The sequence below is a fragment of the Streptomyces sp. NPDC005820 genome, assembly GCF_040630255.1.
Taxonomy (GTDB): Bacteria; Actinomycetota; Actinomycetes; order Streptomycetales; family Streptomycetaceae; genus Streptomyces.
Window position 1 is genome coordinate 44,715 of sequence record NZ_JBEXXE010000019.1, and the last position, 16,471, is coordinate 61,185.

General features: G+C 70.6%; 28 protein-coding genes. 25 read left to right on the forward strand and 3 right to left on the reverse strand.

Features of this window, described 5'->3' with window-relative positions:
* The 13 genes from ABZ464_RS23500 (at position 1) to ABZ464_RS23560 (ending at position 5,751) form a co-directional block, all read left to right on the forward strand.
* Positions 1 to 954 (forward strand): recombinase RecT, encoded by a 954-nt coding sequence (locus ABZ464_RS23500; protein ID WP_359279587.1) that lies wholly within the window; start codon positions 1 to 3, stop codon positions 952 to 954.
* A 2-nt stretch (positions 955 to 956) separates the two neighbouring features.
* Positions 957 to 1,184: a hypothetical protein gene (locus ABZ464_RS23505; protein ID WP_359279588.1), complete on the forward strand. Its 228-nt coding sequence runs from the start codon at positions 957 to 959 to the stop codon at positions 1,182 to 1,184.
* Positions 1,181 to 1,903: a hypothetical protein gene (locus ABZ464_RS23510; RefSeq protein WP_359279589.1), complete on the forward strand. Its 723-nt coding sequence runs from the start codon at positions 1,181 to 1,183 to the stop codon at positions 1,901 to 1,903. Before ABZ464_RS23505 ends, ABZ464_RS23510 begins: the two co-directional genes overlap by 4 nt.
* The gene (locus ABZ464_RS23515; RefSeq protein WP_133909585.1) at positions 1,900 to 2,235 is read left to right on the forward strand and encodes a hypothetical protein; all 336 of its coding nucleotides are present in this window, start codon (positions 1,900 to 1,902) and stop codon (positions 2,233 to 2,235) included. The genes ABZ464_RS23510 and ABZ464_RS23515 overlap by 4 nt, the downstream gene beginning before the upstream one ends.
* Positions 2,232 to 2,783: a Holliday junction endonuclease gene (locus ABZ464_RS23520; protein ID WP_359279590.1), complete on the forward strand. Its 552-nt coding sequence runs from the start codon at positions 2,232 to 2,234 to the stop codon at positions 2,781 to 2,783. Before ABZ464_RS23515 ends, ABZ464_RS23520 begins: the two co-directional genes overlap by 4 nt.
* The gene (locus tag ABZ464_RS23525; RefSeq protein ID WP_359279591.1) at positions 2,780 to 3,223 is read left to right on the forward strand and encodes a hypothetical protein; all 444 of its coding nucleotides are present in this window, start codon (positions 2,780 to 2,782) and stop codon (positions 3,221 to 3,223) included. Before ABZ464_RS23520 ends, ABZ464_RS23525 begins: the two co-directional genes overlap by 4 nt.
* Positions 3,220 to 3,432, forward strand: a complete 213-nt coding sequence (locus ABZ464_RS23530) for a hypothetical protein (RefSeq protein WP_359279592.1) — start codon at positions 3,220 to 3,222, stop codon at positions 3,430 to 3,432. Before ABZ464_RS23525 ends, ABZ464_RS23530 begins: the two co-directional genes overlap by 4 nt.
* Positions 3,429 to 3,728 (forward strand): hypothetical protein, encoded by a 300-nt coding sequence (locus tag ABZ464_RS23535; protein ID WP_359279593.1) that lies wholly within the window; start codon positions 3,429 to 3,431, stop codon positions 3,726 to 3,728. The genes ABZ464_RS23530 and ABZ464_RS23535 overlap by 4 nt, the downstream gene beginning before the upstream one ends.
* Positions 3,728 to 4,078 (forward strand): WhiB family transcriptional regulator, encoded by a 351-nt coding sequence (locus ABZ464_RS23540; RefSeq protein WP_359279594.1) that lies wholly within the window; start codon positions 3,728 to 3,730, stop codon positions 4,076 to 4,078. The genes ABZ464_RS23535 and ABZ464_RS23540 overlap by 1 nt, the downstream gene beginning before the upstream one ends.
* Positions 4,079 to 4,327: 249 nt before the next feature.
* Entirely contained in the window at positions 4,328 to 4,462 is a 135-nt protein-coding gene (locus tag ABZ464_RS23545) for a hypothetical protein (RefSeq protein WP_359279595.1), read from the forward strand.
* A 68-nt stretch (positions 4,463 to 4,530) separates the two neighbouring features.
* Positions 4,531 to 4,998, forward strand: coding sequence for a helix-turn-helix domain-containing protein (locus ABZ464_RS23550; RefSeq protein ID WP_359279596.1), 468 nt, complete (start codon positions 4,531 to 4,533; stop codon positions 4,996 to 4,998).
* Positions 4,998 to 5,342 carry a hypothetical protein gene (locus ABZ464_RS23555; protein ID WP_359279597.1) on the forward strand — a complete coding sequence of 115 codons (345 nt, stop codon included), beginning with the start codon at positions 4,998 to 5,000 and terminating at the stop codon, positions 5,340 to 5,342. The genes ABZ464_RS23550 and ABZ464_RS23555 overlap by 1 nt, the downstream gene beginning before the upstream one ends.
* A 181-nt stretch (positions 5,343 to 5,523) precedes the next feature.
* Positions 5,524 to 5,751 (forward strand): hypothetical protein, encoded by a 228-nt coding sequence (locus tag ABZ464_RS23560; RefSeq protein WP_359279598.1) that lies wholly within the window; start codon positions 5,524 to 5,526, stop codon positions 5,749 to 5,751.
* A 17-nt stretch (positions 5,752 to 5,768) separates the two neighbouring features.
* Here ABZ464_RS23560 and ABZ464_RS23565 read toward each other — a convergent pair whose 3' ends face one another.
* On the reverse strand, positions 5,769 to 5,984 hold the full coding sequence (locus ABZ464_RS23565) for a type II toxin-antitoxin system prevent-host-death family antitoxin (RefSeq protein ID WP_359279599.1): 216 nt from the start codon (positions 5,982 to 5,984) through the stop codon (positions 5,769 to 5,771).
* Between the two features lie 16 nt (positions 5,985 to 6,000).
* Here ABZ464_RS23565 and ABZ464_RS23570 point away from each other — a divergent pair, with 16 nt between their 5' ends.
* The 3 genes from ABZ464_RS23570 (at position 6,001) to ABZ464_RS23580 (ending at position 8,829) form a co-directional block, all read left to right on the forward strand.
* Entirely contained in the window at positions 6,001 to 7,314 is a 1,314-nt protein-coding gene (locus tag ABZ464_RS23570; protein ID WP_359279600.1) for a hypothetical protein, read from the forward strand.
* Positions 7,315 to 7,321: 7 nt separating this feature from the next.
* Positions 7,322 to 8,155: a hypothetical protein gene (locus ABZ464_RS23575; protein ID WP_359279601.1), complete on the forward strand. Its 834-nt coding sequence runs from the start codon at positions 7,322 to 7,324 to the stop codon at positions 8,153 to 8,155.
* A gap of 245 nt (positions 8,156 to 8,400) precedes the next feature.
* Complete coding sequence (locus ABZ464_RS23580) at positions 8,401 to 8,829, forward strand: hypothetical protein (protein ID WP_359279602.1); 429 nt, start codon at positions 8,401 to 8,403, stop codon at positions 8,827 to 8,829.
* A gap of 813 nt (positions 8,830 to 9,642) precedes the next feature.
* Here the strand turns inward: ABZ464_RS23580 and ABZ464_RS23585 are convergent.
* Complete coding sequence (locus ABZ464_RS23585; RefSeq protein ID WP_359279603.1) at positions 9,643 to 9,990, reverse strand: helix-turn-helix transcriptional regulator; 348 nt, start codon at positions 9,988 to 9,990, stop codon at positions 9,643 to 9,645.
* A gap of 220 nt (positions 9,991 to 10,210) precedes the next feature.
* Here ABZ464_RS23585 and ABZ464_RS23590 point away from each other — a divergent pair, with 220 nt between their 5' ends.
* The 7 genes from ABZ464_RS23590 to ABZ464_RS23620 all read left to right on the forward strand — a co-directional run bounded on the left by ABZ464_RS23590 (position 10,211) and on the right by ABZ464_RS23620 (position 14,867).
* Entirely contained in the window at positions 10,211 to 10,402 is a 192-nt protein-coding gene (locus tag ABZ464_RS23590) for a hypothetical protein (protein WP_359279604.1), read from the forward strand.
* Positions 10,402 to 10,641, forward strand: coding sequence for a hypothetical protein (locus ABZ464_RS23595; protein WP_359279605.1), 240 nt, complete (start codon positions 10,402 to 10,404; stop codon positions 10,639 to 10,641). Before ABZ464_RS23590 ends, ABZ464_RS23595 begins: the two co-directional genes overlap by 1 nt.
* 97 nt (positions 10,642 to 10,738) lie before the next feature.
* On the forward strand, positions 10,739 to 12,040 hold the full coding sequence (locus tag ABZ464_RS23600; protein WP_359279606.1) for a hypothetical protein: 1,302 nt from the start codon (positions 10,739 to 10,741) through the stop codon (positions 12,038 to 12,040).
* The gene (locus ABZ464_RS23605) at positions 12,037 to 12,939 is read left to right on the forward strand and encodes a hypothetical protein (protein ID WP_359279607.1); all 903 of its coding nucleotides are present in this window, start codon (positions 12,037 to 12,039) and stop codon (positions 12,937 to 12,939) included. Before ABZ464_RS23600 ends, ABZ464_RS23605 begins: the two co-directional genes overlap by 4 nt.
* 20 nt (positions 12,940 to 12,959) lie before the next feature.
* Complete coding sequence (locus ABZ464_RS23610; protein ID WP_359279608.1) at positions 12,960 to 13,373, forward strand: hypothetical protein; 414 nt, start codon at positions 12,960 to 12,962, stop codon at positions 13,371 to 13,373.
* Positions 13,370 to 14,518 carry a hypothetical protein gene (locus ABZ464_RS23615; protein WP_359279609.1) on the forward strand — a complete coding sequence of 383 codons (1,149 nt, stop codon included), beginning with the start codon at positions 13,370 to 13,372 and terminating at the stop codon, positions 14,516 to 14,518. The genes ABZ464_RS23610 and ABZ464_RS23615 overlap by 4 nt, the downstream gene beginning before the upstream one ends.
* Before the next feature lie 67 nt (positions 14,519 to 14,585).
* Positions 14,586 to 14,867 (forward strand): hypothetical protein, encoded by a 282-nt coding sequence (locus ABZ464_RS23620; protein WP_359279610.1) that lies wholly within the window; start codon positions 14,586 to 14,588, stop codon positions 14,865 to 14,867.
* A gap of 54 nt (positions 14,868 to 14,921) precedes the next feature.
* Here ABZ464_RS23620 and ABZ464_RS23625 read toward each other — a convergent pair whose 3' ends face one another.
* Positions 14,922 to 15,203, reverse strand: coding sequence for a hypothetical protein (locus tag ABZ464_RS23625; RefSeq protein ID WP_359279611.1), 282 nt, complete (start codon positions 15,201 to 15,203; stop codon positions 14,922 to 14,924).
* 174 nt (positions 15,204 to 15,377) lie between these two features.
* Between ABZ464_RS23625 and ABZ464_RS23630 the strand changes: the two genes are divergently transcribed.
* Both ABZ464_RS23630 and ABZ464_RS23635 read left to right on the forward strand, forming a co-directional pair.
* Complete coding sequence (locus tag ABZ464_RS23630; protein ID WP_359279612.1) at positions 15,378 to 16,073, forward strand: hypothetical protein; 696 nt, start codon at positions 15,378 to 15,380, stop codon at positions 16,071 to 16,073.
* 34 nt (positions 16,074 to 16,107) lie between these two features.
* On the forward strand, positions 16,108 to 16,449 hold the full coding sequence (locus ABZ464_RS23635; RefSeq protein WP_359279613.1) for a hypothetical protein: 342 nt from the start codon (positions 16,108 to 16,110) through the stop codon (positions 16,447 to 16,449).
* Positions 16,450 to 16,471: the final 22 nt, after the last annotated feature.

Genomic DNA, 16,471 nt, shown 5'->3' on the forward strand with positions numbered 1-16,471 from the left:
ATGGCCCTGACCACCCTGAAGGAACGCGTCCAGGCGCGGGCGGCGACCGTCGTGAGCACCGAGGGCATCCGGCACGACCGTGGTGAGGACGCCGAGGAGACCCCGGCCGGGCACGGCCACGACATCGAGCAGTTCCGGGCCGACATCGAGGCCGCGTTGCCGAAGCACGTCAGCGTCGACCTGTTCCTCGCGGCGCTCCGCCCGGTCCTGCCGAAGCTGCGGAACTGCACCCCGGCGAGCGTCCTGCAGAGCGTCATCACCTGCGCCAGGTTCGGGCTGATCCCGGACGGCCAGCAGGCGGTCATCACCGCCGACGACCGGATCGCCACCTTCCTCGCCACCTACCACGGCTACCTGGAACTCATGTACAGGTCAGGCCTGGTGAAGTCCGTAGTGGCCGGCCTGGTCTACGACGGCGACGACTGGGACTACGTGCCCACGGCCCGGGTCGGCGAGGACTTCGTGCACAAGCCGAACCTGCTGGCGTCGAAGAAGAACCGCGGGGAGCCGCTGTTCGCGTACGCGTTCGCGTGGCTGGAGGGCGGCGCCCGGTCAGCGGTCGCGGTCGTCACCGCCGAGGAAGCTCAGGAGATCCGCGACGAGTTCAGCCGCGCCTACCAGCGGGCGGAGGCGAACGGCAAGAAGGACTCTCTGTGGCACACCCGGTTCCCGGACATGCACCTGAAGTCGGCGATCCGGCGCATGGCGAAGCTGGTCCCGAAGTCGGCTGAGCTGCGCGCCCTGGTTGCGGTCGAGCAGGCCGCCGAGGACGGAGTGCCGCAGATCCTCGCGGCGATCGACCCGGACACGGCCGCGCTTGAGGCGGAGGCACGGCAGGCCGCAAGGACGGCCGAGGCGTCGCAGGACGTCCCGGAGCCCCGCCTGGCCGTGAAGAAGAGGCGCGGCCGGACGCGGCCGAGGCGCCGCAACCGCGACAGGAACAAGAGGCGGTAGCCGTGCCAGCCGCCTGGTTGAGCCGGGCCCGCGCACTGTTCGCGGGCCCGGCCCCCGCCCCGGCCTCCTCCGTACTGGCGCTGCCCGCCCTGTGGGCGGAAGGCCACGCCGACATAGCCGACTTCGCTGACTGCCCGCGCGAGAAGCGCCGGACCCCGCACGCGATGCGCGCGGACGGCTCCCGGAAGTGCTTCCGCTGCGGACACGAGACCCCAGGACAGGACTCATGACCATCACCTACGACGAGCCGTTCGGGCCTGAGTATCTGCGCCCGGCCCAGGCTCCTTGCCCCAACTGCCCGTGCTGTTCGGCCCGTTTGTGTGAGAAGGGCCGAAGCAGCGTGATGCAGTGCCACGGCCACGTGGGCGACCCCGCGTTGGTGGCCACCGTCGGGGCGTGCCCGTGCTCGGCGGAGACGACTCGCGGCACGCACGCCTGGCGCGTCGCGCAGACCCGCGTGGTGAAGCACGCGACCGAGCAGCCACTGCCGAAGGCGGCGGAGCACGTGCTGCGGGCCCTGGCCGGCGGCGAGTCGTTCGAGGACCCCACCGAGGAACTGCGCGGGTTGCGTGCCCGCCGGTACGCGGACGGCAACGAGGGCGCGTGGCGGATCACCCAGCTGGGCCGCCGCTACCTGCTGGCACTCGAAGAGCCTCGCTACACCAGCGCGGTCCACGTGAACTCGGTCGACGTGAAGACACGGACGGCGCAGGTCGTTGTCCTCGGCTGGCACATGGAGCGAGAGGTCACCGTCCTCGCTGACCTTCTCGCGCAGGCCGTGGGCCTGGAGCTGACCCGCCTGACCGGCCGCTACCTGGACGTGAAGGCGAACCTCGGCGTCACCGACCCCGACGACCTGGTCCTCACGCGGATCCAGCTGCCCGAGCAGATCACCGAGGACTACGTCGCGGTGCGCCCGCTGCGCATCGCGAAGGGCGGTGCCCGGTGACGCACACGTGGCTTCCGACGGTCGTGTCGGTCCTCGCCGTCGAGGAAGGCGGTCGTCTCGACTGCTGCGACGAGGACACCGCGCACGTGTGGGTGACGGTCCTCGGCTGGTCCCCGCGGCGGGCATTCCTGACCGGCGCGGCCCCGTTCGTCGCCGCGTCCGGGAAGGAGGCCGCTGACCTCGCCGGCGAGCACTTCACCGCGCGGCTCGACCTCGACGACCCGCCCGGCAACGAGGACACGAACGGCGAGCGGCTGGAGTGGCCTGACCTCGAGCTGGCCCCGCCCATTCCCGCCGAGTGGCTCGACGGCGGACAGGGAGGGGACCAGTGAGCGCACGCACCGACGAGCAGCGGAAGTTCACCGTGGTCGGCCTCGACCTGTCCCTGACCGGATCGGGCATCGCCTACCGCGACGGGTCGACCAGCACGGTGAAGACGAAGCAGAAGGACGGCGACCACCGGCTGACGCAGATCGAAGAAGCCGTGCAGATCGCCGTCGGCGGCGAGCATCTCGGCCTTGGCACCGCGGTCGACCTGGTGGTGATGGAGGACATCCCGCAAAACAGCCACGCGGCGAAGCCGATCGCCATGGTCCACGGCGTGGTTCGGAACCTGCTGAACAAGCAGGGCGTCCCGTACGCCCTCGTCGTGGCCGCGTCGCTGAAGTACTACGCGACCGGCAAGGGCTCGGGCGACAAGGTCCCGATGGCTCTCGCCGCGTACAAGCGGGCCGGTCGCGAGTTCGAGGACGACAACCAATGCGATGCCGCCTGGCTGCGCTGGGCCGGTCTCGACTGGCTCGGCTGCCCTGAGTTCTCCATGCCCGCCGCACAGCGGGAGGCCCTCAAGAAGGCCCAGTGGCCGGAGGTGAAGCGATGACCACGACTGTCGACGTCAGCGACGAGCAGATACTCCGCGCGCTGCTCGCCAGAGACGACGTCTCGAACACCGCAGTCGCGGCCCAGCTGGGCTGCGGCTGGAGGCGGGTCGACGAGGTCCGCAAACGGGTCGGGCTGCCCGCGTACGTGCGCGGCCGGCGCGCGAACTACAGCTCGTGGGAGGAGGCGTTCAACGAGCAGTCCGAGCCCGTCGAGGGCGGCCACCGGCGGTGGACCGGCACGCGAGAGAAGTGCGGGACGCCCGTAGTCCGGCACCGGACAAGCATCCAGACCGCGTACCGGGTGGCGTTCCGGCTGCACCACGGGCGTGAGCCGGAGGGGAACCTGACCCGGTCGTGCAAGATCCCGGGCTGCGTCGCCGGTGAGCACCAGCAGGACCGGGCCATGCGCGAGGCGCACAAGGCCGGTGAGGCCGCATGAACAGCCTGACCGAGTTCGCCACTTGGGACCGGGGCGTCGACGTGGTCGCCGTTCAGCGAGTCCTCAAGGGGACGTTGCCGCACACGGCACTGGAGCCGGAAGAGCTGCGGTACGCGGCGAAGCACTCGACGGAGTCGGCGCGCAGCGTCGCGAAGCTGCTCGGCGTCACGGAGAAGACCGTCATGAACTGGCGGGGGGTTGAGGGATGAGCACGATCCTCTCAGTCCTGGTGTGGTTCGCCGAGCTCGTTCAGCGGCTGTCGTCGGTGGGCTGGTGGCTCGTGCCGATGCTCGCCCCGGGCATGTCGCTGGGGATGTGGCTGTGGCTGCGGCCGACGGGGAAGCACCGTCGCCCGAGTCCCCCCAGGTACGCCCGGCCCACGCCGCCCCCGCCGCATGCGGCGGACCTCGAGGAAGTAGCCGACCGGGAGGACACCATCGCCTTCCGGGCAGTCACCATCGCCGGCGCGACCATCGCGTCCGGCGGCGGGGAGGCCGACCGCTGATGCCTCGTCCAAGCCGCTACGCGCCCGACACCCTCTCGCGTGCTCCGCACTGGTCCGACCGGGCCGCCTGCCGCGAGTTGGACGACCGCTCGATCTTCTTCCCCGAGGACTTCCCCAAGGGGCTGGTGCTGCTCGTCACGAGGGAAGCGAAGGCGGTCTGTGTCCGGTGCCCGGTGATCGAGGCGTGCCTTGAAGCGGCTCTCGAACGGCCGGAGCCGAACGGCGTCTGGGGCGGCTTGGACAAGGACGAGCGGCAGACGTTCCGGCGGCGGCAGCAGAGGCGCCGCCGCCGGAACTCCCGGAGACCGGGAGGTGGCGATGTCGCGGAAGTGGCGGCCGGGACCGGCTGACTTCCTCCCGGCGAGCGGGGTCCTGGACTGGTCCGACGCGAGACGGCACTGGGCTCAGCGGCCCAGGCCGTGCCGGTTCTGCAAGGGGCCGACCTGCCTCCGCGACGAGGAGGGCCGGCCTTCCCACAAGACCTGTGCGGAGACGCACCGGGCCCGCAAGCAGGCGCATGCCGTGCAGGTGTACGCGGAGCGGGCCCGACTCGGAGACCAGCGCGAATTGGAAGCGCACAGCACAACAGGAGCGGATGGGTGAAGAAGTTCCGCAAGTTCATGGCCGGCCTGTCGTTCGGCGTCGTCGTCTGGGCCGGGACCGCGTTCATACCGGTCATCGGCCCGTGGTCGCCCGTGCTTGGCCTGGCCGTCGCCCTCGTCCTCTGGGCCTGACCCCCTCCCCGGCGGGGCCCCAACTGGGCGGCCCCGCCCCACATCCACCAGTGCAGAAAGGTGCGTCCGTGTCCGTGGACGTCGCTGCCCTCTACGAGGAGGGCCTGAGCATCCGTGCCGTTGCCGCCCGCACCGGCCGGTCGTTCGAGTACACCCGGCTCCGGCTCATCACGGCCGGCGTCGAACTGCGTCACCAGGTCGCACCGACCGAGCCCGCCCCGATCGCCCAGGAGTTCGCGCGACTGTACGACGACGGGCTGGGCCTGAACGCGGTCGCGGAAGTGACCGGCCACTCGTACCGGTACGTTCGCCACCAGCTTCTCCTGGCCGGGGTGAAGCTCCGCCCGAGCGGCGGTCAGCCCGTCGAGGTTGATCAGGTCGCCGAGCACCTCGCGGGCCTGTACAGGCGTGGCCTGAGCCTGCGCGCCATCCAGGCCCGGACCGGGCACGGGCTCGGGTTCATACGGACGCGTCTCCTCGCCGCCGGCGTCGAGCTGCGCGACCAGCACGGGCGGCCCCGCAAGGCGGTGGCCTGATGCCCAGCCCCTCGTACTGCGGGGTCTGCGGCGCCGCAATCCGGTGGACCCTCACCGAGGGCAGGAAACGGCTCGCAGTCGACGCCGCGCCGCACCCGGACGGCAACACGGCCGTCTCCCGGGACGGGCGGGGCACATGGCTCTCGCGCCGGCCAACGGAGGAACTGCCCGCCGCCCCCTACGAGAAGCTGCACAAGCCCCACGTGGCCACATGCAAGGGGCAGCAGAGCGACGAACCGATGACACGCTGCCTCGGCATCATCCGTCTCGACGAACGCCGCCGCGACCGAGATGAGCGCGGCGACACGGCCTCCACCCCTCGGAACCTCGGCGGTGGCCGGTGATCTTCGTCGGCCTGTACCTGTTCACCGTCCTGACCGGCTCCGCAGGGCTCCTCGGGCATCCGCCGGTCCTGGCCTCCATGACCCATCGGGTAGCCGTCTGGGCCCTCCAGCGGGCCACCCGGGGCTGCCGTCGGCAACCCGCGCGGCGGGCGCCGTCATGGGCCCGGGACGGGGGGAAGCGATGACGCCGGCGACGCCTCCACCGCTCGGCGACTGCCAGCTCTGCCGCCACCGCAAGCACCTGTTCCCGCACAAGTCGAAGCGGGACGGGCTGGTGCGGAACCTGTGCGTCGGCTGCCACGGATCAGCGACGACCACCGAAGAACGGGGCGGATTCATCGACTTCGACCAGGCGCACACGCACGGCTCAGACGAGGACCTGCTGACGTGGCTGCGAGGTGACCTGTGATGCGACGGTCGCGGGGGTCACTTTTCCTTGGACGGGGCCTGGACGGTTTCCAGCCCGAGCGCTTCAAGGGCCTGCTCGTAGAACTCCATCGACACGATCGCAGCGACGCGCTTACCGCGGCTGGTCAGGACGGTGGCGCCGTTGCCATATCGGGCACGGCCGACAGCGTCCGCGAAGGAGTTCCGCACGTCGGCGATCTTCTCGACGTGCTCAGCAGTCCCCTCCAGCACCACTCGAAAGCGAGCATCTGTGAGCACCGAGCGTCCCCGCGTCATCCGTCGCGGCGCCGTCGTCGACTGGGTCAAGTTCGACGCCGAGCTTGCCCGTGATGGCAGCGTGGACCCGGTCGACAAGGCGCTCTACGCGGCCATCGCGTCGTTCGTGGACACCGCAACCCGCGAGTCCGCCGAGTCCGCCGAGGTGGACCCGAACAACGTCCCGGACTGGGTCCCGACGCGCAAGCGGCTGGCCGAGTGCATAGGCCGGTCGGTCGACACCGTGGACCGCTCGACGAAACGACTGGAGGCGCACGGCCTGCTGCGCGTCGACCGCCAGCCTGATCCGAGGAACCCGAAGCGGCACCTGCCGAGCGTGTACGAACTGCTCGACCACTACCGGTGGGACGAGCGGGCCGCCCAGCGCGATGCAGCCCGCAAGGCAGCCCGGAATTCGCTGGGGGGTGGCCGCACGGGTGCGGCTACCCCTGGCCGCAGCGATGCGGCGACCCCTAGCCGCACGGGTGCGGCTAGCCCTGGCCGCACGGATGCGGCGGTAAAAGATCTAGAAGAAGGTGTTGAAGAAGAGAGTGGAGAGAGTGCGCCTTCGGCGCGTAGCGCCGCTGACGTCCGTAGGACTGATGCAGGTAGTAGCGCGCGAGCGAACAGCGGCTCCGCCGCGACGGGCAAGAAGCTGCGTCTGACCAGTGAGCAGAGAGCGGCCCTGCGAGTCGTCGAGGCGGCGCTTCCCCGCCCGCTGCTCGCGCAGCTGCCCGGCCAGCGGATCCCGGGCAACAACCACCGCGCGGTGCTCGCCGCCCTGGATGCCCGTACGCCCACGCAGATCGCCGGGCGGATCGGCCGCCGGTGGGTTGGCTGGGGCTTCGAACCGGCCTTCTACGACGGCCTGATCCGGAATCCGATCGGCGCAGCCATGGCGCTGATCGGCCCCACGCCGTACTGCCCCGACCCGTCGTGCGAGGACGGCGTCATGGTCGACACCGGCGCCGAGTGCCGGGCCTGCGTCGAGCGCCGTGCGAACCGCCGCGCCGCCTACAACCGCGGCGAGGACCCGCGTCGGCCCCCTGGCGCCTCGACTCCACGCCCCGAGTGCGTCGACTGCGGCCGCCCGCTCGCCGGCGACCTCCCCGACGACGGGATGTGCCGGAGGTGCCGCGACGCGCCCGCCGACGCCATCACCGCGCTCATGGCGCGCTGGGCCGCTGAAGACGCCGCCCGAGAAGAGGCGGAAGCCCTCCATGCCGAGGCCGCCCGCCGCCGCGCTCAGCGCGCCGCCCACCCCCAGACCACCGACCGTCCCCCCGCCGTTCTGAGCCACGAGGAGTAAGAGCCCGATGACGAACCTGACCGACTGCGACACCCCGGAGGCTCTCCGCAGCTTCCTGAAGCTGTGCCTCGACCCGGGCCACGGCATCAAGCGGACCCCGGTCCGGTTGGCTGAGGTGCTACCCGAGCCGCTCGCCCGGAAAGCCGCCGAGTTCGCCCCGCACCTGGGCCGACTGCGCCACCACGCCGATGCCCTCGACGAGCAGGTGGCGCGCGCACGCGGCGCGTACGCCGACGCGCTCGCCGCATGGATCCATGGCGAGGACCCGAAGCCCGTCCAGTCGATGCCGCTCCTCCAGGCCGTCGCCGTGGCCTACGACGCCGCTGTCTCGCATGCCACAGCGTGCGGCAGCTGCTGGCCCGGCATGCGCCTCGCGGAGATGTGCGCAGACGGGCAGCGCGCCGCGATCGCCAGTCTCGACACGGTCCCCGCCGCAACGGCGGAATGCGCGCACGACGAGGACGACGAAATCCGCACGGTGGCCGGCCTCGTCCTCGTGCGCCGCTGCCGACAGTGCGGCGAGCGCCTGGACCCCGTCGTCGCGCCCGAGTGTGCGCACCTCGCATGGGAGGTCACCAGCGAGTACCGCAACGCCCGATACCTGTGGGTCAAGTCCCGCACGTGCGCCGACTGTGGCGACCGCCTGGACCCCGCCGTCGAGCCGGAACCCCACTGGCCCGACAAGGCCTTGAGCGGCTGCCCCGGCTTCGTGAAGGAGTACCAGGGCGTGAGCGACGCCAAGCGGCGGCTGCCCCGCTGCAAGTTCTGCCGCCAGCCGCACACCGCGCACCCCGAGGGCGAGGCCCACCACGACACGGAGCAGGCGGACTCGTGCGTCTGATCCCGATGCGTGTTCGCCATCGCTGGAAGCGGCGGCGGCACGCCCGCGCATGGCGCCGGATGGAGGCCTTCACCTTCCAGTGCGCACCCGTCCGACCTGGTGCCGTTCCGCGCCTGGAACGACGCCGCCCGCGCAAGCCCTCCGGTTTCCGAAGAGTCCCCGGGGGTGCCTGCGCTGACCTCCTTGCACCCCAAACTTTAAATCTGGCAGACTGAGGGTTCCAAAGTTCAACGTGGAGGTGCCCCATGCCCAAGCCCATGCGGACCATCGAGGTCGACGACGAGGTGTTCGCCTACCTGCAACGTCACAGCGAACCCCTTGTTGACACCCCGAATGACGTGCTGCGTCGTCAACTCCTGAACGACAAGAAGCCGTCCGCCGACAAGGCGGGCAACCGCAAAACGGGTGCCCTGATGCCCATCATCGAAGCTGGCCTGGCCGCCGCCGGGGACAAGCTCCGCCACCACCAGTCACGGCTCCAGCGGACCCACGAAGCCACCATCACCGCTGACGGCTGGGTCGAAATCCCCGACGGCCGGGCCTTCCCCCAGCCCTCCCCCGCACTGAAGACGCAGACTGGGAGCGAAATCAACGGCTGGGGTCAGTACACGCACGTCCCCAGCGGGCGCCGCCTGCAGGAACTGCGCGTCGAGGTCGCGAAGCATCAAGCTTGACGTTCGCCGGAAACCAGAGCCGGGTCCTCGCGGGTGAGCCTGTCAGGGGCCGTCCGAGAGGGCCGGTCGGTATCGGTGACCTCCACTCAGACTCAGACCTTTGAGGTCCGCGCTCCTTGCGGCGGGGGCTTTCGCCGGCTGTCACGTCCGGCGGGCGTCAAAGAGTCGTCCGCCGACGTGCGCCGGATTATACGACCAACTCGGCCTGCGGGGGTGCGGGTTATGAATTCTGTCCGGATTACAGTCGTTGATTCCTCCAGATGCAGGGCCCTCGTCAAAGGTGCTCGAGATATGCAGGCGGCTGCCGAACGGGATGGCGGCCCAGGCGCGGGAGGGCTCACCGGTGAACGGTCAAACGGATCAGAGGACGGCTCTGCTGGTACTCGTGGGTTGTGGCGCGGTGTACGCGGCCCTGGAGCATCCTTCGTTCGGCGCCGCGCTCCTAGTTGGGGTTGGTGTAGTGACGCTGCTTCACATCCTGATGAAGGACCGGTGACTCATCGGGTTCGCCTGGCCCCACGTTGTCGGCGCTGATTGGGCCCGTGCTCCGGCGTGCTGTGGACGTTGTACTTGGCGAGGCCGGTCGAGAGGAGTTCTCGCTCGACTCTCCGGGCCTCGGCGCGTGAACAGTGCCAGGTCCATTCGTATGAGGTGACCTCCGGCCACCAGCGCCGGTGCCGGTGTTCATCGGCCCAACGGTGAATCGGGTCCTTGCTCATGCCCACATGGAGCAGGCCCCCGTCGCTGCCGTGCAGACGGTAGACCGCCACATCGTCAGGTCCTGCTGGGTGGACGATCACGCCCCGGGCTGTTTCAGCCGCTGGCGTGGTCGTCGCGGTCGCCTGCATCGGCATCATCCTTCGCCTTTCGCGGCCGGGTCTTGCCGGACCCGGAGTAGCCGCGTTCGATGTCCTGAATGGTCGACGGGGAGACGTCGAGCCTTGCTGCGAGCTTCCTGACAGAGACCCCCTGTTGTTGCCGCTGGTCGAGGACGAACTCCCGGCGAAGATCGCTTAGTTCCTTGATCTTCGGGCCGTACGCCCGGAGGAACACGCTGATCTCCCGGGCTCTGGCTGCCTCGTCCTCGATTGCCTTGAGGGCTTCCAGGGCGTCGAACACGCGCTGCGCCTCCCCTCTGCCGCCTGTCTGTTCCTCGGCCATCCGGTTCCTATCTGCCATGGCCGCTTGCCCGACTGTATGGGAGTCCCATACAGTCGGGCAAGCAACGCGATGTTGCGCCTAAAAGTCGGCCCCCGGTCGGGGCCTAGGAAACGCCGACCGGGGGCCACGTCAGATGGAGCTGACGCATGCCACAGGGTACTAACGCGCGCCCGGGGAATCGCCCGGACAGCGCGGACAAGCAGCTGCGCAAGGTGCGCCGATGACCGTCCGCCAGATCAGCACGAAGACGCCGAACCAGACCGTCGCCCAGCCCGCGACGGTGCCTGCCTGCCGCCAGGACCGAGGCACGCCGCAGGAACGGGCTGCTCGGGCAGAGGATGCGCTCGCGCAGTCGGAGACGACGAAGTGGAACGCCAAGGCCGGGGCCGAGCGGTGGGGCGGTGTCCGCTGATGGGCGAGCGCTTCGACCGCATCCGCGAAGCGATGACGGGCGGCCCGCGCTACACGCCCGCCGTCGGCCCGTACGCCGCGACCCGCGACCAGGACAAGAACACCCGGCGTCGCGGCCGTGAGCTCGACCTCGCGGCGGGCCGCCGCCGACGACACCGCGAGACCGTCGCGCGCGGCGGGTCCGACGGCACGAAGTTCGGCTTTGAGGAGAAGCCGGGCCTGTTCCGCCGCCGCTCCTGACCGCCGAATGACCGCCGGGCCCTCGCCCGTCCCCTCCCGCAGGGGCAGGGCCCGGCTTCCCTGCGACACGTCCCGACCACACGCGAAGGGCAGACCCATGACCGAGACGCGCAAGCTCACCGGAGGGCAGCGCGCCGTACTGATCTCCGCGACGGTCCCGATGATCGGCTTCGGCGGCCTCGGCGGCTGGGGCACGTTCACGAACGTCGTGAGCGAGTTCGGGCCGGACCGGCAGGCGACGGCGCTCGGCGTCGTTGCGGCCGGTGAGGGCGCGACGCTCGTCCTCGCCCTGGTCATGGTCCTGCTGACCATGCTCGGGCAGGCCGCACCCTGGCCTGTCCGAGCCGGTCTGTGGTCGGCGCCCGCCGCCGCGGCAGCGACCGGCGTGGTCGTCGCTGACACCCTCACCGAATCCGTGGTCTACGGGATCACGCCCATGGCTATGTGCGTCGCGGCCGAAGGCCTCGGCCTGGTCGCCCGGCGACTCGTCGTCTACCGGACGAACCTCGACGTTGAGGCGCAGCGCCGCAACGCGCAGATCATGCGGCGGATCGCGTACCACCGTGCGCGTGCCGACCGGCACCCGTGGAAGTGGGTGCAGAACTGGTCGGAGCTCGCGGCCTGGTGGCTGCTACGTCGCGCGGGAGAGGGCGATGCCGAGCTCGGCGTCGAGCTGATCCGCGTCCAGCGGGTCACGCTCACCGAAGGCGCGGGCCTCGCACTCGGCGACATGCTTGCCGTGAGCCCGCAGGCTGCCGGACTCACCGCCGCTGAGTCGCCTGAGCGGATCGAGTTGGCTCCCCTGCCCGTGCCGGAGCCCAGTGAGCTCGGCGAGAGCAGCCGGGATGAGCCTGAGCCTGAGTGGGATGAGCCCGAGCGTGAGTGGGATGAGCCTGAGCCTGACTGGGGTGAGCCTGAGCCCGAGTGGGGTGAGCCTGAGCCCCGACACGAGAGGCCGACGCCGCCCCACCAGCCGCTGACGAAGGTACCGGCCCCGCCCACTGGCGAGCAGGGGACCGGCGACGCGGGCGCGAGCCGGGCTCAGGGCGATCGTGAGCCCGCCCGTGAGCAGGGGCGCGAGCAGGACGACCAGCGCGAGCCCGCGCCCGCAGCCAGTACCGAAATGCGCCAGATCATCGAACTCGCGACCAAGCTCCAGAGCGGCGAGCAGATCACGAAGAAGACGGCCGCGCCGCTGCTCGGCGTGAGCCCAGCCACCGCGCAGCGGCGCCTGACCCAGGCTCACCGGGTCGTCAAGCTCGCCGGGCGGCTCAAGGCCGGTGATCGACTCACGCCCGCGTCGGTGGCGCCACTGCTCGGCGTCGATGAGAAGACCGCAGAACTGAGGCTCATCGAGGCCCGACAGCTCAACGGAGAAGGGACGGGGTTCTACGCATGACTGAGCACATTGAGCCCGACGACGACGAGACCGCCGTCCGCACCGCCCTGCTCCGCCTCGGCGTCCGCCCCGCCGGTCACGCCCCTGACGACGAGGCCGAGCAGCAGCCCGCCACCGTTGCCGTCCCGCCGAAGCCCGACTACGAGCCGACGGCCAAGGTGCCCGCCCCGCGTCGGGCGAGCGCGCCCCGCATGCCGGGGTGGTGGGAGGAGCGCAAGCCGCAGCTCGCACTCGTCGGCGACGAGCCAGCCGCGACGGGGCACGACGACGAGGAGAAGCCTGCCCCCGGCGAGCCCGACGACGCCGACGACCAGGAGGAGGGCGAGGAGCCCACCGAGCAGGCCGAGAGGCGCCGCCGCCCCCGCCTGCAGAAGGTCCTGAAGCGCTCCCGCGCCGACGATGACGGCGACCCCGATGACCTGGGCGAAGAGGACGAAGAGGAGCCCGGCGACGACGACGAGGACGCGGGGGAGGGGCAGCCCGCGAAGCGCGCCCGCAGGTGGCGGCCCTCGGGCGGTGGCTCCTCCCGGCCGCCGTTCGCGACGCCCGTGTTCACGCCCGCCACAGGCCAGGCGAAAGAGCGGAAGTCGCTCGTCCAGGCCGCACGCGAGATGTCGCCCGAGGCGAAGTTCCTGATCTACCACGGGACCGGCCTCGGGGCCGGCTTCTTCTTCGGCATCCCGCAGTACGCGCACGACGTGATCCGCAGCATCGCAGACTCGCCGCTCGCCCTGCGCGACAACCCCGACGCCTACTTCTGGGGAGTCGGCGCCGTCCTCCTCCTGGCCCTCGACCGCGCGACGCGCCGCTGGTCGCTGGTCGTCCACTGGGCCGCACGCGGCCTGACGACGTCGGCCGTCATCGGCGCTGCCCTCCACGGCAACCCCATACCGCACTGAAGAGAACGGACAGAACACCCGTGAACAGCTTCCTGGGAGCGCTCGGCATAGTCGGCGTGGCCGGCGTCCTGAGCGTGATCCTGTGGTTCGGCACGAAGGACAACGAGGGCGGAAAGCTCAAGCCCCTCGGGTGGGGCTGGATCGTCTTCCTGAGCCTGCTCGCCGGTGCCTCCTTCAAGGCCGCCGGTCCGCCGTTCTCGTTCGTGTCCGACCTCGTCAACGACGGCATCCGCATGTTCGGCAAGGCGTTCCCCGGCTACTCGATGCCGGGGATCGCGCTGACGCTGATCGCGCTGCTGCTGTGGAAGAAGATGACCCGGCAGCAGGTCGCCATGACCTCGATCGCGTTCTTCTACGTCGCGTCGGGCGCGGGCGCCGGGTACGGCATCGCCGCCGAGCGGATCCACGAGATCGCGATGGGGCTCGCCGGATGACCGCCGCCACCCACCAGACGCCGAGCCCCGACGAGGGGCTCAAGGTGCGTGAGCTCGCCGCCGACCCCGGTGGGCTCACAGCGGCTCAGGCTCATGAGCCCGGTGAGCCTGAGCCTGGCGTCGACGAGCTCGGCGACGATGAGCCGCGGGAGGAGCCCGAGCGGATTCCCGCCTTCGTGATCCCGGACCTGCGCCCGTACGCCGACCCGAAGGCCGTTGTCGACCTCGCCCGCCGCAGCGCCAGGGCGGGCCGGAAGCCCGCCGTGAGCCTCGGCCGCCGCCTGCTCACCGGGCTCGCCAAGTTCGGCCTGATGATCCTCGCCGGTAGCCGGATCTTGGGCCGCCTGTTCGCTGGCTGGCTGACGGGCGCGTACGGCAAGGGCGGCTCGGTCCTGGCGAGGTTCGGGGGAGTGGCGGTGCTGCTGTACCTGCTCGCCCGGACCGTCGGCATGTGGCCCGCCCAGACGGTGATCGCCGTCATCTGGCTCTGGTGCCTGGCCTCGATCTCCGCCACCCGCGGCGCGTTCGACCAGCTGCTGAAGAAGGCCGCCAAGTCGAAGGGGGCGAAGAAGGGCGGGCAGAAGCCGAAGAAAGGCGCGAAGAAGAAGGCGCAGGTCAAGCTCTCGAAGGACCCTGCGGCGGTCCCCGCCGAGGGCCTCGACGAGGACGCCGGCGAGGCCGTGACCGAGCCCCCGCTGATGGCTCTCGTCCGGGAGCTGATCGGGGCCGACAACGGGGTCCACCTGAGCACCCTCCGACCGTCCATGCGGGAGCGCCTCCCGGGCCTGGCGGAGGCCACCGATCAGGAGCTGCGGGAGGTGCTCGTCGCGGCCGGCTGGGACCCCTCCCGTACGTTCCGCGCGGGGGGTGTCGCCGGGCGGGCCGGTATCCACCGCGATCAGCTTCCCCCCTTCCCCTTCCCTGGGGACGGCCCAGGATCGCGCTCCCCGGAGACCTCCGGGGCGGAGAGTGGTCCTGACCTGCTGAAATCTCCGGGACCGGAGAGCAGCGGAGAGGCCCCGGAGAGCGTCCGGAGAGCGCCAGACGGTTGGACGGAAGAGGACCTCGCACGCGGCTACCGGTGGGTAAACGACCCAGACCGCGGCCCGGCCGCCTGGGTGATCGAGCGCCTCCCCGACGAGTAATCGAACGGCACCTTCGAATCGTGAAATGAGGGAAACCATGGACCGGTCGGGCACCGCATCGCGCATCATGAGCAAGAATGACGCGCTCATGAGGAGGTCCACCGTGGACGGGTACGCCTACCGGTGCCCGCAGTGCCGCACGACGTCGCCCGAGGTCCCCACCAAGGCGGAAGCCAGGGCTGAGCGCGACACCCACCGGCGCGACTTCCACGGCGGACACATCCCCGACGGGGAGGAGATCCTCGAACCCGAGCGGATGAGGTTCGTCGACCTGCCGCGCGAGCAGAAGATCGCGACCGTCGTCGTCGCCCTGGTCATCCTCGTCGGCGTCCTCATCAAGGCTGGCTGACGCAGACACGCAGAAGGGCCGCACCGGACGGTGCGGCCCTTCGCGTTGTCGGGGCTAGTCCTTCTTGGCCTTGTTGGGCTGACGGGGCGGGACCTTGTACTCGGTGCCGATGATGCGGAGAGTCGCCTCGGTCCACGGCACGAGCGGGTGCGCGGCCACGGCCGCGTAGGGGAGATCCGTGTCAGCCTTCAGCTCCTCGGCCAGCGCCTTGCGGGCTGCATGGCGGGTCTTCTCCTCGTCCTCCAGGGCCTTTTTCCACGCGGCGAGGGCCTCGCGGGCGGCGTCACTGGGCTGGTACTCGGGCAGCGGTTGCTTGCCGAAATAGGGCTTGGGCATGGCTCCAGTCTTTCACGAGGCGGTTTGACCAAACCGACTGAACGTCAGCGGCGACGTCGAACCTTTGCGGTCACTTTACCGAATGTGATTGTGAAAACTGGCTAGGGCAAGTCGATTTGGAAAGAATGAAAGTAGCACCACAAACCGCCCCAGACAGACAGAGAGGACCCGACCATGAGCGAGACCTACGCGGAGCGCCTGGCCCAGGGAAACGTGCAGGCCGCCGCCGCCTTCCAGCTCGGCCAGATCATCGAAGCCGTCGACACGGCGCGCGCCGCCGCCGAGGAGGCCAAGCCGAAGGTGTGGCACTTCGCCAGCACCGCCGACGTCCGCGCCGCCGCCGACCAGGAGCAGGTGGCCGACGGGGACGTGGTAGTCGTCGAGTCCGAGCAGGTCGTCGGCTTCGTCGCCGTCGTCTGGGCCGTCGCGATCACCGAGCAGTACGGCGCCTTCCACGCGTACAGCAAGCTCGGGAAGCCGGCCCGTGAATACTGCAAGGGCGCCTACACCCGCAGCGTCGACCTGGCCGAGCAGGTGGCCATCGACCTGGGCTACAAGCTCGCCGACCCGGCCGCCGCCCAGACGGCCCGGATCTCCGCCGGCCTGCCCATCGCCTTCGAGACCCCGCGCATGCTCGTCGAGCCCGCCGACGTCCTGCATGCCTTCGGTGCCCGCCTCAACGTCATCGACACCGGCGTGCGGATCGACCCGGCCACCGGCCAGGGCGAGTGGTGGGCGCTCGTCGAGGGCGCCACCGAGGAGGGCCAGCGGCGCACCTACCGCGGCCAGTGGGCCTTCGCCGTGCCCGTTGCGACCGCCGCCTGGGACGTCGTGACCGTAGAGCGAGTCCTTCCGGCCCCGACCGCCTGACCAGAACAGACCACACGAAAGGACGGTGCTGAACGTGACGCAGAGCTTGGAGACCTTCAAGGGTGAGATCGAGCGGGCGTTGTCCGCGTGCGGGGTCGACCCGCACGAGTGGTGTGACGTGAACGCCGCCGCCTCCTGCCTCGCCGAGGACCAGCACACGAACGCGCCGGACGAGTTCTGGTCCGTGGTCCGCCGCTTTCGCCGCACGCCCCAGCGGGAAGCCGCGATCGACCGGCTGATCCTCCTCGACGACCTCGAACTGGAGCTGACGGGAGGGTGCGGGGCCTGCGGGCTGGAAGCCGACCAGATGTGCGTCGCCTGCGGGAAATGCAATTGCGACCGGCACGACCACTGCACCCGGCCCGCCTATCAGTAGGAGAGGGAGCCGCAGGCCTGTG

Coding starts and splice junctions, on each gene's coding strand:
- ABZ464_RS23500 (WP_359279587.1), top strand. CDS start 1: ATGGCCCTGACCACCCTGAAGGAACGCGTCCAGGCGCGGGCGGCGACC.
- ABZ464_RS23510 (WP_359279589.1), top strand. CDS start 1,181: ATGACCATCACCTACGACGAGCCGTTCGGGCCTGAGTATCTGCGCCCG.
- ABZ464_RS23525 (WP_359279591.1), top strand. CDS start 2,780: ATGACCACGACTGTCGACGTCAGCGACGAGCAGATACTCCGCGCGCTG.
- ABZ464_RS23530 (WP_359279592.1), top strand. CDS start 3,220: ATGAACAGCCTGACCGAGTTCGCCACTTGGGACCGGGGCGTCGACGTG.
- ABZ464_RS23535 (WP_359279593.1), top strand. CDS start 3,429: ATGAGCACGATCCTCTCAGTCCTGGTGTGGTTCGCCGAGCTCGTTCAG.
- ABZ464_RS23540 (WP_359279594.1), top strand. CDS start 3,728: ATGCCTCGTCCAAGCCGCTACGCGCCCGACACCCTCTCGCGTGCTCCG.
- ABZ464_RS23555 (WP_359279597.1), top strand. CDS start 4,998: ATGCCCAGCCCCTCGTACTGCGGGGTCTGCGGCGCCGCAATCCGGTGG.
- ABZ464_RS23560 (WP_359279598.1), top strand. CDS start 5,524: ATGACGCCGGCGACGCCTCCACCGCTCGGCGACTGCCAGCTCTGCCGC.
- ABZ464_RS23575 (WP_359279601.1), top strand. CDS start 7,322: ATGACGAACCTGACCGACTGCGACACCCCGGAGGCTCTCCGCAGCTTC.
- ABZ464_RS23580 (WP_359279602.1), top strand. CDS start 8,401: ATGCCCAAGCCCATGCGGACCATCGAGGTCGACGACGAGGTGTTCGCC.
- ABZ464_RS23585 (WP_359279603.1), bottom strand. CDS start 9,990: ATGGCCGAGGAACAGACAGGCGGCAGAGGGGAGGCGCAGCGCGTGTTC.
- ABZ464_RS23590 (WP_359279604.1), top strand. CDS start 10,211: ATGACCGTCCGCCAGATCAGCACGAAGACGCCGAACCAGACCGTCGCC.
- ABZ464_RS23595 (WP_359279605.1), top strand. CDS start 10,402: ATGGGCGAGCGCTTCGACCGCATCCGCGAAGCGATGACGGGCGGCCCG.
- ABZ464_RS23600 (WP_359279606.1), top strand. CDS start 10,739: ATGACCGAGACGCGCAAGCTCACCGGAGGGCAGCGCGCCGTACTGATC.
- ABZ464_RS23605 (WP_359279607.1), top strand. CDS start 12,037: ATGACTGAGCACATTGAGCCCGACGACGACGAGACCGCCGTCCGCACC.
- ABZ464_RS23615 (WP_359279609.1), top strand. CDS start 13,370: ATGACCGCCGCCACCCACCAGACGCCGAGCCCCGACGAGGGGCTCAAG.
- ABZ464_RS23620 (WP_359279610.1), top strand. CDS start 14,586: ATGAGCAAGAATGACGCGCTCATGAGGAGGTCCACCGTGGACGGGTAC.
- ABZ464_RS23625 (WP_359279611.1), bottom strand. CDS start 15,203: ATGCCCAAGCCCTATTTCGGCAAGCAACCGCTGCCCGAGTACCAGCCC.
- ABZ464_RS23630 (WP_359279612.1), top strand. CDS start 15,378: ATGAGCGAGACCTACGCGGAGCGCCTGGCCCAGGGAAACGTGCAGGCC.